We start from the raw sequence: 13,293 nt of genomic DNA on the forward strand, positions 1-13,293 counted from the left end.
TATAGATGATGCAGCAGGTTGAACGAAACCTCACTCCAAGTCTGGAATGGTTATCAGACCCTTCCATTTATGCAATAGGCAGAGTGCACGCGCATTCTGACCATCGATATTACCAAACGAAAAATGAAGCCGAAGCGCTTGGAGAAATGCCCTGGCGCCACAGCCTGAACGGCAGCTGGAAATTTAGCTATGCCCAAAATGCCATGGAACGACAGGTTCATTTTTATAAGGAGAACGTGTCTTGCAGAGGCTGGAAGGATATTAAAGTTCCCGGTCATATCCAACTTCAGGGTTATGGGCAGCCACAGTACGTGAATACGATGTATCCATGGGACGGTCATGAGCATCTTAGACCTCCAATGATCTCTGAGGACCACAATCCTGTAGGCAGCTATGTCAAATATTTTGAAGTTCCTGCGGGCTGGGAGCAACGTCCGGTGTATATATCTTTTCAAGGAGTTGAATCGGCTTTTTATATATGGCTAAACGGGGAATTTGTTGGCTATAGCGAAGATAGCTTTACACCGAGTGAATTTGATTTAACATCGTACTTGACGGAAGGTGAAAATAAGCTGGCGGTCGAAGTCTATCAGCGCAGCACGGGGAGTTGGTTGGAGGATCAGGACTTCTGGCGCTTTTCGGGAATCTTTCGTGAGGTGTATCTATACACCGTGCCGGATGTTCATGTGCGGGATCTCCACGTTCAAACCGATTTGGATGAAAAGTTTGAGCAAGGAACGCTGACGGCTGTCATGCAATTGATAGGTAAGTCTGCCTCAAAAGTGCTCCTTGAGCTAAAGGATAGAGCAGGTAATCTTGTGGCTAGTGGGGAAAGTGAAGTTTCAGGAGATTCCCTTTCGCTTACGCTTGCGGCAACAAAGGTGCAGCTGTGGAGCGCAGAAGCTCCTAATCTGTATACCCTTTACGTCTCTGTTTACAACGCATCCGGGGATCTTGTAGAAGTTGTGCCGCAAAAAATTGGTTTTCGGAAATTCGAAATGATAGATAAGATTATGCACTTAAACGGCAAACGTATTGTATTTAAAGGTGTCAACCGACATGAGTTTAATCCGCGCTTTGGACGCAGCATTACAAAAGAAGATATGCTGTGGGACATAAAAACCTTAAAGCAGGCGAACATCAACGCTGTGCGGACCTCGCACTATCCGAATATGACACTCTGGTATGAGTTGTGTGATGAATACGGAGTCTATGTCATTGACGAGATGAATTTAGAGTCGCATGGATCATGGCAGAAAATGGGGGCAGTTGAGCCGTCTTGGAACATCCCCGGCAATAAGCCTGAATGGCAGGATATCGTGATGGATCGTGCGATTTCCATGGTAGAGAGAGACAAAAACCATCCCTCCATTCTAATTTGGTCCTGTGGGAACGAATCTTTTGCAGGAGAAGTAATTCTGAACGTAGCCAATTATTTTCGAGAGAAGGATCCTACTCGTTTGGTTCATTATGAAGGGGTGTTCCATAACCGTGAATATGATGATTCGAGCGATATGGAAAGCCGCATGTATGCGAAAGCAGCAGATATCGAAAGGTATTTAACAGAAGATCCGTTAAAGCCATATATTAGCTGTGAATACATGCATGCGATGGGTAATTCCGTCGGGGGACTGCATAAATACACAGAGCTGGAGCAGAAGTATCCAATGTATCAGGGTGGATTTATCTGGGATTATATGGATCAGGTGATTATAAAAAATGATCGATACGGTAAGCCCTTCATGGCTTATGGAGGAGACTTTGATGACCGTTCAACCGATTACAACTTCTCCGGTAACGGAATTGTGTATGCGGATCGGAGATGGTCGCCAAAAATGCAGGAAGTGAAATTTCTGTATCAGAACGTCAAGCTGGTCCCGGACAGTCAGGGGTTTACAATCAGAAATGAAAACTTATTTGTGGGCTTGGATGCTTATGAATTACAATACGCTCTGAACTATGAGGGTAGGGTCATCCAGCGTGGAACTGTATTCGCTCAGGTTAATCCGGGCGAGGAAAAATATGTAGAAGTTGATCTGCCCGATATCAAGAATCAGTCTGGCGAGTATAGCTTGGATGTTTCACTTGTCCTGAAGGAAGATTCATTATGGGCGAATAGCGGTTATGAAATCGCTTTTGGCCAGCATGTTTTTCAAGTGGCCAATACGTCAGCCGAGGAGTCTTTAACAGATGCTAAAATAACATCTGTCGTGAATGATTTTCGCGTGGTTGAAGGAGATGTGAATATTGGTGTACATGGTCGTGACTTCTCCGTAATGTTCTCAAAGCAGGCGGGTACATTAATTTCTGTTAAATATTCAGGACAGGAAATGATCTCTTCACCGCCGGCACCACTCTTCTGGAGAGCAATGACAGACAATGATAAGGGGGCAGGAATGCATTTCGACTCTTCCCCTTGGTATGCAGCAAGCTTGACCCGTAGAACGTTAAGCTTCGAGCTCGTGGAGGAGAAAGATCGTGCGACCGTGACTTACGTGTATAAGCTTAGTGTATCAGAGGAGGTACGTGTACGTGTAACTTACACAGTGTTCTCCAATGGAAGCATACAGGTGAAATCAAGCTACCATGGAGCAGCGGGTTTACCAAAGCTTCCACTCTTCGCTTTAAGCTTTAAGGTGCCAGCGGATTATCACCAGCTGAATTGGTATGCAAATGGGCCGGAAGAAAATTATATCGACCGTGCGTGTGGAGCAAGATTGTGTCGCTTCCAGAATCATGCGGTGGATAATGTGTCGTCCTATTTGGTGCCGCAGGAATCGGGCAACCGCACAGGTGTGCGCGAAGTATCCATTAAGAACGATTATGGTCAAGGCATTATAATATCGGCACCAGCTACAGCCCCTGTTGAAGCCAATATCTCGCCTTACTCGGCAATGGAGCTGGAGAATGCGACACATCATTATGAGCTGCCGAACGTTCACTATACCGTTGTTACCATTGCTGGACGTCAAATGGGCGTAGGCGGGGATGACAGCTGGGGAGCTCCAGTTCTTGATGAATATCAAATCAATCCATCCTTAGATATGGATTTTGAATTTACAATTCGCAGAGCATGATGATAAAAATTCAACAGGCTCGGTTCAATGTTAAATTTGAACCGAGCTTTTTTTATGCTCGTTATAATTCCTTATAATTTGAGCTCAGTAAAACCTTATAAAGTCCTTAGATTTGCTATATATGATCAACGTATAGCAAATGAGAGGATGATATAGGATGGGAGAGTATATTTTACAAACTAATAATTTATCCAAGAGTTTCAGGGGGCAGCGTGCGGTTAATGATATCAGCATAACCGTAAAAACTAATTCGATTTATGGACTGTTAGGCCCAAACGGCGCAGGTAAATCGACGACTCTAAAAATGATAACAGGGATTCTTCGAGCGACGTCAGGACAAATTTTATTTGACGGTCATCCATGGACACGTAAGGATTTACTACACATTGGAGCGCTGATTGAGTCCCCGCCACTTTACGGGAATTTGACTGCTGCCCAAAATTTGAAGGTACATACGACAATATTAAACTTACCGGATTCTCGGATTCGGGAAGTTCTTGAAATTGTTGATTTAACAACAACAGGCAAAAAAAGAGCGGGACAATTCTCTATGGGCATGAAGCAACGTCTCGGGATTGCGATCGCCTTGTTAAATCAACCTAGACTCTTGATTCTGGATGAACCGACAAATGGGCTTGATCCGATTGGGATTCAGGAATTACGTGAGCTTATACGCTCATTTCCTGCACAAGGGATTACCGTCATCTTATCGAGTCATATTCTTCATGAGGTGGAGCAAATTGCCGATCATATTGGGATCATTAGTAATGGTGTTCTAGGGTATCAGAATGCAATATATCCTGGTGATGATTTGGAGAAATTGTTCATGGAAGTCGTGACTCGGAACAGACAGGAGGTAACAAGATGATCCACTATCTGTTATCCGAAAATCTTAAATTCAAACGAACATTTTCGCGAAAATTGATTGTTGCGGTGCCACTGTTTTTTCTTTTATTTTCATTTTTCACACAACAGAACCTGCAAACGGAAGAACACTATTTTATGGAAATGGTATTTAATTGGTGGCCGCTGTTATTCATGACCATAGGATCTGCTTTGTTGTCTACACTATCGAATAACAAGGATCGTAAGGCTGGAGGGTACCGTAGCTTAAGCAGTCACGGAATTAGTATCGCTAAACTTTGGCTCAGTAAAATAATTGTGGTGTCATATTATTTGTTGCTGTCTTCGCTGCTTCTTATTGCAGTAATGTACCTATCTGGTCTTTTGTTTCCTTTGGGTGCAGCACCCTTATCTGAAATTACAACAGCCGCTATTGTTGTTTGGTTGACCTCTTTGGGGATGATTCCAATCTATCTATTCTTAGCCGAACAATTTGGGGCGGTAGTATCTATTCTTGCAGGTCTGTTTGGGATGATTGTGAGTGTACTAGCAGCGGATCAACCTTCATGGATTTATGTTCCGTGGAGTTGGGCTTTAAGGTTAATGTGTCCCATTGTTGGTGTGCGTCCCAATGGTGTGGCTCTTTCAGCACAGGATGCTCTAAGAGACTCTTCGGTTATTTTACCTGGAATTGTGGTGTCGCTGGTATTCTTTTTGGTGACCCTCACCTTAACTAGCTGCTGGTTTAGTAGAAGAGAGGTGCGATAGAGATGGTGATACTCCGACTATTACAAGCTGAATGGTTGATGACTAAGCACACTGCAATTCGTTGGTTGATATTCCTTGTTCCTGTTCTATATCCGATGATGGTACTTTGGTATTTTTCACAGCGTGCGGATCAGCTTCACATCTATGATGGTTATTTTTCATTAATAGCCTTTGGGTTGCCTGTTGGGATAGGATTATTCTCTGCTTTAATGAGTGGTTTAGAGGAGGGGGCAGGGGGATTCTATAATCTATTAAGTGCTCTTTCACGTCCGAAGTGTTATATAAGAAAACTAGGGTTCATAATCTTGGCGATGATATGGATCGTATTCGGTTCAACATCAATTCTAATACTGGGCATGAAAAAAATTTTGCATATAGAGCGGATACAATATCTAATATTCTGGCAAGGAGCTTGTTGGGTAGTAGGCACTGCTCTAATCTTAATGATCTTTCATCTCGTCTTAAGTTATGCTGGAGGCATGGGACTTTCTCTAACGGTGGGTAGTGCAGGTACGCTAATTGCAGCTATCGTAGGTGGAACAATTGTAGGCGATAAAGTGTGGTTATACATACCGTGGGCCTGGTCGATGCGGATGATTCAACTTCCCTTATTTTATGCTCAACCCAACAGGCTCATTGAAACGGAAGTATTGAAGCTGCAACTTCTTCATTCCGTACCTGCTATACTTATTAGTACAATGGTAATGGCAGTGTTAGGCTTGATATGGTTTCATTACTTTCAGGGTAGGAAATCATATGAATAAATAGGAGTGAGGTCACTGGCTAATATTTTAATAATAGATGATGAACCTGATATTTTGGCGCTAGTAAATAATATTCTTAGCAAAGATCACCATAGGGTTACGATAAAAACAAGTGCACGACATATGCCTTTGAATGAGTACTCGACATTTGATTTAATCCTGTTGGACGTGATGATGCCAGATATCGATGGTTTTGAGCTCTGTACTCAAATCAGGGATATCGTAGACTGTCCGATTCTGTTTCTTACAGCTAAATCAATGGAAACGGATATTATGTTTGGACTTAGTGTAGGTGCAGACGACTATATCGTGAAGCCTTTTCGTGCAGGCGAGTTGAAGGCTCGGGTGAACGCTCATTTGCGGCGTGAAAATCGAGAGAAAAATCATATGTTAAGCGCATCTGGAGTGAAATTCAATCTCTCGGCAAAGGAGATTTTTGTTGATAAAGAGAAAATAAATCTCACTAAAAGTGAATATCAGATATGTGAATTTCTTGCTAGAAATAAAGGTCAGGTTTTTTCCAAAGAACAAATTTATGAATCGGTTTATGGCTATGACAGAGAAAGCGATAGCTCAACTATTACAGAACATGTGAAAAATATCCGCAGTAAGCTGAGTGCGAGGGAGGTTTCACCGATTGAAACCGTTTGGGGGATAGGTTACAAATGGGTGTGAAACGAATACGGCTCCGTACAGTCTTCATTCAATATTTATTATCATTAGGTGCGTGTACTCTATTATTGGCATTTCTGTGTTTAGGGGTATTTACTCTCTTAATGCAGTATGGAATGATTGTTCCAGCAAACCATACCGAGCAATCCATTGCAAAGTCTTGGGATGTTTTGCAGCGTGCGCCACAAATTACGGAAGAAATGATCCCTTGGGGAGCGGAATATGCGGTATTGGATCAGCAAAAGAACTATATTTCAGGAAATATTCCTAAAGAACGTGCTCTAGATATATTGCAGAAGAATCAAAGCAGTTGCAATCTCATGGGTACAAACTGCAGCGATGTGATTGAGCGGGAGCATGAGGTTATCGTACTGCAATATGCAATTGTACCGCAGTTCACCTCAAATTTTCTGCATAACACGCTGCCTAATCCGCAATTAACGCTATTGCTGTTTTTTGTAGTTCTGATGTTACTGGAAGTTATTCTGATTTCTGGATTTTTCGCTCGAAGACTGAGTCAAAAAATGGCTTCCTTGCAGGAAGCTGCACATCACATTGAAGCTAAAAATTTGGATTTTACTGTCGTGTATTCTGGGGTCAGTGAAATTGATGAGGTGCTATCATCCCTGGAACAGCTGAGAGAGGAATTGAAAAAGTCACTAGAACAGCAATGGAATCTGGAACAAATGAAAAAAGAGCAGATTTCTGCGCTTGCCCACGACATTAAGACTCCTCTTACGATTATTCAAGGAAATGCAGATTTGCTGATAGACTCAGATTTAGCAGAGAATCAGCAAGAATATATAGGGTATATTTCCAAAAATGCAGATCAAATCGAACAATACATGGCAACACTCATTGAGATTTCTAATACAAGAAAACAAATTTCTCCCCGCTCTAAATGGGTTGCAACGGATGCCTTTATCCAGCAAATTCGTATGCAGTTAGATGCGTTGGTTGTCCCTAAGCGTCTTCAGATAGAATTTCACCAGGACAATAATCTGCCCCCTGAGGTGTTGATTGACGATGAGCTACTTCATCGGGCTGTGATGAATGTACTCGCTAATGCGGTAGAGTATTCCCCGTATGAGAGTGTGATTTATTTGCAGGTTGAGGCAAAACAAGATCGGTGGAGTATAACGGTAGCAGACAGTGGATCAGGATTTACGAGTGAAGGACTCCAATCAGCACTTAAGCAGTTTTATCGAGGGAACAGTAGCCGTACCTCCAAAAGTCACTATGGATTGGGACTTTATATTGCCGACACCATTGTCAGGCAGCATCAGGGCAGTCTGCATATTAGCAATTCTACCCTCACGGGTGGAGGTCAAGTTCGAATCGACGTCCCAGTTCGTGGAGTTAGGTAGAGGTTTATTACACCTCTTAGAATAACATTGGATAAAACTTCTGGTTTATCTGATGAAATTCTAAGGGGTGTATTTTTTATGACGATCAAAACCAAATTCTCAATTGTTGGAAAAGTAGATTAAAATATTGATTGCTATATACAATTAAATACAATAAAGTTGTCATATAGAGGATAATTTTGTCGATTTTTCTGCAAAAATGTTCCAATCCACATTGTATCAGGTGACATTAGGGTCTATGAGGTTCAAATCCTCTTCCTGAAAAAGACATAAGAAAGTGGTGCGCATAATGAGTAGCAACAGATTTGAAAACAAAGTAGTTATTATTACGGGTGCTGGTACCGGAATCGGAAAAGCTACAGCATTGAGAGTAGCAAGAGAGGGTGGTACTGTAGTAGTTGCCAATCGATCAGATGCTGGCGCTAACACAGTCGAAGAAATCAAAGCTTTAGGTGGAGAAGCGCTGTTTGTGCGGTCAGACGTTTCAGTTGAAGCAGACTGCAAAAATATCGTAGATCAAACCTTAGCAGCTTATGGAAAGATTGATTGCCTTTATAATAACTCAGCAATTACAGGAGATAATGCGGATGTTACAGAATATGATCCGATATTGTTTCAAAAGGTGATTCAGACAAATCTTAATGGCCAATTCTACATGTTGCATTATGCATTACCACATATGAAATCCGGTGCTTCCGTTCTAAACTGTTCCTCCTTGCATGGTATTTTTATTGGGATGGCAAATGATGCAGCTTATTCAGCAAGTAAACACGCCATTGTGGGCATGACTAAATCGGTTGCTAAAGAAGTGGGTCACCGTAATATCAGAGTAAATGCTATTTGCCCTGGTCCTATTCCTACACCAACCATGAACAGATACGAAAAGCTGTTGTCTGATGATGTAGAGATGCTTCAATCTCTTATCGCTTCTGGAACGGCTTTGGGCAGATATGGTACGCCTGAGGAAGTAGCTGCTTTTGCATGTTTCCTTCTAAGTGATGAGGCTTCATTTATTACAGGTACAGCACATGTGATTGACGGGGGCTACTCCGCAACTAAGTAATTAGACGGATTAATTTACTTATATAAGCATCTAGTATTGAAGGCTTTGCGGCGTATTCCTGTTCAAATATCCTGTAGGATGAATGGACTGGAGTTGGAAGGCGCACGCAGAGCCTTTTTTAGTTGTTTCTAAACGATAACGGAATTACACAAGTGTGAATGAAATTAAGGCAAATATAACCATGGATATGTTGGAATTTGTAGAAATTTGTATTTTAATATAAATAAAAAAAGAAATTTGTCGATAATAATATAGGTAATAGGTATGAGTTAAAATATATTAGAAAGGATGTTGCAATAAAACGATACAGGAAATAGATGTCATTAACTATTGATTGTAACGATATGGCATCATTTAAACAAGGCAGTTTGTTCCAAACCCAGTTGCCAAAAGTAGAAGTTACTGAAAAGCCTGGGCAGAAATTTTTTGTCTGTTGGAGTTACATACATTACTTTCTATTATTAAAAAATAACTATTAAAACTTGGAGGAATACAATTATGTCATACACAATTAAATACAACAAAAGTGAAAACCACATCGATGTAGTATCTATCGATTTTTCTGCTGAGGATGTTCCAGGATACTTGAAAGATTTTGAGAATATCATGAAGCTTGTTAGTCCTAAATTTACGGGTACAACTGATGTAACTGAATCTGCAAGTGTACTTTCTCCTGAAGTTGCAGCAATGTTGGCTCCAACAGGTGAGATGGCGAAAGCAGCTGGCCAAGCAGGATGGGCTTATGTAACTAAAAACCCAATTTGGAAAATGCAATTGAAACGTATTTTTGGCAGAGATTTTGCTGATGCTTACGATACCTATGAAGAAGCTAGAACAGTACTGAAAAAATTGCAATAATCTAATAAATAGAGTTAGCAAAAAGTGCGGAGAGCTTTCTCCGCACTTTTTGTTTTATCTATATTTAAAATTGAAAATCTTCATCCTTCAGTGGCTCCACATTAAGCGCCCGGACATATCCGTTGCCTTTCTTCGAGAAGAAGTCATGCTGCTTGGTGTGGGTGCTGATCCCGTTCTGAACAATCGGGTTGATCTCTTCCTCGTCGAATAGCGGATCATGGCCCAGATTCATCATCGCTTTATTGGCATTGTATCTTAGGAAAGTCTTAACCTCGTCCACCAATCCGATAGGGGCATAGATCTGCTCGGTATAACGCTCTTCATTCTCATGCAGCAGTCGAAGCAATTCTACCAGCGTATGGTGAAGTTCGCGTTGCTCGTCTTCTGGGAGCCCGTCAAAGATCTCCTGTGCCAGCACACCGACATATACCCCATGGATGCTCTCATCCCGTAGAATAAGGTCGATGATCTCACCGCTGCAAGTCATTTTGCCCTGCCCAGCCAGATATAGGGGATAGAAGAAACCACTGTAGAACAAGTAGCTCTCGAGCAGCACGGAGGCTGCCATGGCGAGGTACAGGTCTTTTGGTGAGTCTATGTTTTTGTAATATTGTGAGATGGTCTCCGCTTTGAACTGGAGGAAGGGGTTCTCTTCTACCCAGCGGAATACACTGTCGATCTCCTCTGTAGAGGATAAAGTGGTGAAAATACTGCTGTACGATTTGGCGTGAATTTGTTCCATCATACCCATGAAGCCCAGTACGGCTTTGCGTTGAAGGCCTTCGACATGTTCCATAATCTGTGGCATTCCGACTCCGCCTTGAATCGTATCCAGCAGTGTCAGGCCGCCCAGCACCTTCATATAGGAGTCCTTTTCTTGCTCACTGAGCGTGAGCCAGGACATTTTATCATCGGATAATGGAATTTCATCGTCCGTCCAGAATTGCATAATGTTCTGATTCCAGAACATCAATGAGAAATCGTCGTCGGGACGGTTCCAGTTAACGGCTTGGATAGCGGTCATAATATTGCAATCTCCTTTTCTGCGGCTATAGCCTTCCTTTTAGATCGAGCAGGTGAGGCATTCCTCGACGGACAGCTTTTTGGTCCGGGTGTAATACAGCGACTTCAAGCCTTTATGCGCCGCATACAGGTAGGAGCGGGCCAGTTCTCTGGTGGAAACATCACTGTTAACATGCAGAACGGTCGAGATACCCTGGTCGATATGGGGCTGAATTTCCGCGATCAGATCGATTACCTTGAACTGGTCCATCTGGTAAGCCGATTTATAGAAAAACACATTGTCCGGCCGCAGGTACGGCATCGGATAATAAGTAGTTGAATTAGCATAAGTCCGAGTCTCAATCTGCTCAACAATCGGCATAACGCTTGAAGTGGCGTTTTGGATATAGGAAATGCTGGCCGTTGGCGCAATCGCCAAACGGTAAGCATGGTATAGGCCATTTGTTTTTACCGCATCCCGCAATTGTTCCCAGTCTGCTGGGGATGGGATATAAATATCTCCGAATAATTCTTGTACCCTTGGGGTAACCGGGCGGTAATCGGTAGTCAGGTAACGCTCGAAATAAGCTCCCGTAGCATAATCAGAAGCCTCAAATCCATGGAAAGATCGGCCCGTGGCGGCAGCGATTTCCATGCTTTTCTCCAGCGAGTGGAAATTCATAGTCATAAAGAAGGTCCGGGCAAAATCGCGGGCCTGCTCGCTTTCATAAGCAATGTTGTTCTTAGCCAGATAGCCGTGCAGATTCATGACGCCAAGACCGACAGAGTGCATTTCCTTGTTTGCTTTGGCTACGCCTGGGGCATTGGAAATACTGGTCATATCGCTAACAGCGGTCAGGGCGATCATGCCCTCATGTACGGATTCACGGATTTTGCCATGTTCCATCACGTTAACAATGTTCAAGGAAGCCAGATTGCAGCTTACATCGCGGCGGATTGTACTCTCCTGTCCGTAGTCGGCAATCTCTGAGGTCTCCTGCAGCTGAAAGATTTCAGTACAAAGGTTGGACATTTTGATCTGTCCGACGTTTTTCAGGGCATGGGCCGCATTGGCATTGCTCTTGTTCATGATATATGGATAGCCAGATTCCAGCTGGATCATGGCGATTTTGGTCAGCATATCCCGTGCGCTCATAGCTTTCTTCTTTTTGACACGTGGATCGGCCAGCAGCTTATCATACATGTCATCCAGATCCATATCGTCGAGATGCGTGCCGTAGGCTTTGAACACACTGTAAGGAGCAAATACATGCAGCGCTTCATTGTCCTTCGCCAGCTTATAGAAGCGGTTTGGAATAATCAGGCCGATGGACAGGGTTTTGAGTCTTGTTTTTTCGTCGGCGTTGATCTTCTTGCTGTCAAGGAATTCCAGAACGTCCCAGCCAAAAATGTTGTAATAGGCTGCTCCTGATCCTTTACGTTGACCCATCTGATCTGCATAGGAGAAGCCGTCTTCCATCAGCTTGAGTACAGGTATAATTCCCTTTGCAGCATCCTCAACACCCTTGATAGTTTCACCACGGGAGCGTAGCTTGGATAGGTTAACGGCCACACCGCCACCGATCTTCGACAACTGCATGCAGGTATTCAGCACATAGTTGATGGAATTGAGCGAGTCGTCCATTTCGATTAGGAAGCAGGAGACGAGCTCACCACGCCGGCTCTTACCGGCATTTAAGAAGGTTGGTGTCGCAGGTTGCAGGCGCTGTTCCATCATCGAACGGGCAAGTACCCCCGCAGTATCGGCGTTGCCGCGTCCCAGGTGAAGGGCGACTGCCGCCACACGGTCCGGGTAATGCTCCAGATATTGTTTACGGTCATTGGTTTTTACAGCGTAATCCGTGTAGAATTTCGAAGCTGCCATATAAGATGGAAAACTGAAGTTGTAGGCATGGCTAATCTGGTAGACTTCTTCAATTTCCGCCGTGCTGTACTGATCGTAAAAATTCTCGTAGAAATCCTGTTCAATCATATAATCAACCTTGGCTTTTGTATTCGCAAAAACCAGACTCCGGCGCTCTACATCCCGCATAAATTCGGCTACTGCCTCAAGATCTTTGTCTAACTGAAAGAAGCCACTTTCGTCTCTCTTCATCAACATGTTGTTTAATTCAATATGCCGCAACCCGGCTCACCTCCTGTTTAATCCGTTCTACATCGCCAAATGTACCCGATAACTCAAATTTACCGATAACGGGCACGTTATACCGATCTGCAATCAAGTCCGCGCTGTGCGCGAACAGCTCGCCCCAGTTCTTATTGCCGCTGGCGGCGATGCCCTTCAGATTGGCATTATTGTTCTTCAAGAAAGTAGACACCTTTTCTGGAATCTGTCCAAAGCCGGTGGTATATGTAATAAGCACATAGGGCTCATCAATCGTCATATGCTCCTCAATCTGCACAGCCGGCAACTTAAGTTTGCTGATGAAGCGTCTGACATTTCCTGTTTTTGAATCATACGCGACTAGCATGGTGTCTGTCCCCCTGTAAATATTAAAAACTATTGAAAATAGTATGAAAACTGAATGGATAAGCTATAAATTCTGAAAAATCGTATCTATACTATATTTAGTGTGCGTTGTTTATTTTAATTACTATATGTTGAAAAGTCAATATAGGAACAGCAGTCTTAATAGCTGAGAAAGTGTCTCGTAAGCGGTTTTTTGGTAGACTTTTAGGGCAGAAAGACCGGAGTATTAGCATTTTGCTAGTTTAAAAATAAAAATAAAAAAATTGCAGGAATAAGGGTGATACTTAGGGATACTGCTGAGGGTGATGGCAAGCCAATAAATCTGCAAGGAACAGAGCCTGCTCCTTGCAGATTTATTGGCTTTATTTTTGCGAAGTGGGATTATTCT

At 43.0% G+C, this 13,293-nt stretch carries 11 protein-coding genes; 8 read left to right on the forward strand and 3 right to left on the reverse strand.

Annotated elements, in window-relative coordinates; all coding sequences use genetic code 11:
* Positions 1 to 5 precede the first annotated feature (5 nt).
* The 8 genes from MHH89_RS28860 to MHH89_RS28895 all read left to right on the forward strand — a co-directional run bounded on the left by MHH89_RS28860 (position 6) and on the right by MHH89_RS28895 (position 9,412).
* On the forward strand, positions 6 to 3,077 hold the full coding sequence (locus MHH89_RS28860) for a glycoside hydrolase family 2 TIM barrel-domain containing protein (RefSeq protein ID WP_341088660.1): 3,072 nt from the start codon (positions 6 to 8) through the stop codon (positions 3,075 to 3,077).
* A 157-nt stretch (positions 3,078 to 3,234) separates the two neighbouring features.
* Positions 3,235 to 3,945 carry a lantibiotic protection ABC transporter ATP-binding protein gene (locus tag MHH89_RS28865; protein WP_076136283.1) on the forward strand — a complete coding sequence of 237 codons (711 nt, stop codon included), beginning with the start codon at positions 3,235 to 3,237 and terminating at the stop codon, positions 3,943 to 3,945.
* Positions 3,942 to 4,688, forward strand: coding sequence for a lantibiotic immunity ABC transporter MutE/EpiE family permease subunit (locus tag MHH89_RS28870; RefSeq protein ID WP_341088662.1), 747 nt, complete (start codon positions 3,942 to 3,944; stop codon positions 4,686 to 4,688). Before MHH89_RS28865 ends, MHH89_RS28870 begins: the two co-directional genes overlap by 4 nt.
* 2 nt (positions 4,689 to 4,690) lie before the next feature.
* Complete coding sequence (locus tag MHH89_RS28875; protein WP_076309629.1) at positions 4,691 to 5,452, forward strand: lantibiotic immunity ABC transporter MutG family permease subunit; 762 nt, start codon at positions 4,691 to 4,693, stop codon at positions 5,450 to 5,452.
* A 15-nt stretch (positions 5,453 to 5,467) separates the two neighbouring features.
* Positions 5,468 to 6,127, forward strand: a complete 660-nt coding sequence (locus tag MHH89_RS28880; protein WP_076125504.1) for a response regulator transcription factor — start codon at positions 5,468 to 5,470, stop codon at positions 6,125 to 6,127.
* 101 nt (positions 6,128 to 6,228) lie between these two features.
* Positions 6,229 to 7,491: a HAMP domain-containing sensor histidine kinase gene (locus MHH89_RS28885; protein ID WP_341088663.1), complete on the forward strand. Its 1,263-nt coding sequence runs from the start codon at positions 6,229 to 6,231 to the stop codon at positions 7,489 to 7,491.
* A 289-nt stretch (positions 7,492 to 7,780) separates the two neighbouring features.
* Positions 7,781 to 8,554, forward strand: a complete 774-nt coding sequence (locus tag MHH89_RS28890) for an SDR family NAD(P)-dependent oxidoreductase (protein WP_036675873.1) — start codon at positions 7,781 to 7,783, stop codon at positions 8,552 to 8,554.
* 498 nt (positions 8,555 to 9,052) lie between these two features.
* Positions 9,053 to 9,412, forward strand: coding sequence for a hypothetical protein (locus tag MHH89_RS28895; protein ID WP_036675871.1), 360 nt, complete (start codon positions 9,053 to 9,055; stop codon positions 9,410 to 9,412).
* A 64-nt stretch (positions 9,413 to 9,476) separates the two neighbouring features.
* Here MHH89_RS28895 and nrdF read toward each other — a convergent pair whose 3' ends face one another.
* From nrdF to nrdI, 3 genes are read right to left on the reverse strand one after another with little or no spacing between them, the layout of a single operon-like run.
* Positions 9,477 to 10,436 (reverse strand): class 1b ribonucleoside-diphosphate reductase subunit beta, encoded by a 960-nt coding sequence (gene nrdF, locus MHH89_RS28900; protein WP_076099522.1) that lies wholly within the window; start codon positions 10,434 to 10,436, stop codon positions 9,477 to 9,479.
* A gap of 39 nt (positions 10,437 to 10,475) precedes the next feature.
* Entirely contained in the window at positions 10,476 to 12,560 is a 2,085-nt protein-coding gene (gene nrdE / locus MHH89_RS28905; RefSeq protein ID WP_341088664.1) for a class 1b ribonucleoside-diphosphate reductase subunit alpha, read from the reverse strand.
* Positions 12,547 to 12,906: a class Ib ribonucleoside-diphosphate reductase assembly flavoprotein NrdI gene (nrdI, locus tag MHH89_RS28910; RefSeq protein WP_036675861.1), complete on the reverse strand. Its 360-nt coding sequence runs from the start codon at positions 12,904 to 12,906 to the stop codon at positions 12,547 to 12,549. Before nrdI ends, nrdE begins: the two co-directional genes overlap by 14 nt.
* Between the last annotated feature and the right edge of the window lie 387 nt (positions 12,907 to 13,293).

The organism is Paenibacillus sp. FSL H7-0323 (assembly GCF_038002725.1).
GTDB lineage: Bacteria > Bacillota > Bacilli > Paenibacillales > Paenibacillaceae > Paenibacillus_AQ > Paenibacillus_AQ odorifer.

Bases quoted from the DNA above. Each gene is read 5' to 3' on its own strand.
- MHH89_RS28865 (WP_076136283.1), top strand. From the start codon at position 3,235: ATGGGAGAGTATATTTTACAAACTAATAATTTATCCAAGAGTTTCAGG.
- MHH89_RS28870 (WP_341088662.1), top strand. From the start codon at position 3,942: ATGATCCACTATCTGTTATCCGAAAATCTTAAATTCAAACGAACATTT.
- MHH89_RS28860 (WP_341088660.1), top strand. From the start codon at position 6: ATGATGCAGCAGGTTGAACGAAACCTCACTCCAAGTCTGGAATGGTTA.
- MHH89_RS28895 (WP_036675871.1), top strand. From the start codon at position 9,053: ATGTCATACACAATTAAATACAACAAAAGTGAAAACCACATCGATGTA.
- MHH89_RS28890 (WP_036675873.1), top strand. From the start codon at position 7,781: ATGAGTAGCAACAGATTTGAAAACAAAGTAGTTATTATTACGGGTGCT.
- nrdI (WP_036675861.1), bottom strand. From the start codon at position 12,906: ATGCTAGTCGCGTATGATTCAAAAACAGGAAATGTCAGACGCTTCATC.
- MHH89_RS28885 (WP_341088663.1), top strand. From the start codon at position 6,229: ATGCAGTATGGAATGATTGTTCCAGCAAACCATACCGAGCAATCCATT.
- MHH89_RS28875 (WP_076309629.1), top strand. From the start codon at position 4,691: ATGGTGATACTCCGACTATTACAAGCTGAATGGTTGATGACTAAGCAC.
- nrdF (WP_076099522.1), bottom strand. From the start codon at position 10,436: ATGACCGCTATCCAAGCCGTTAACTGGAACCGTCCCGACGACGATTTC.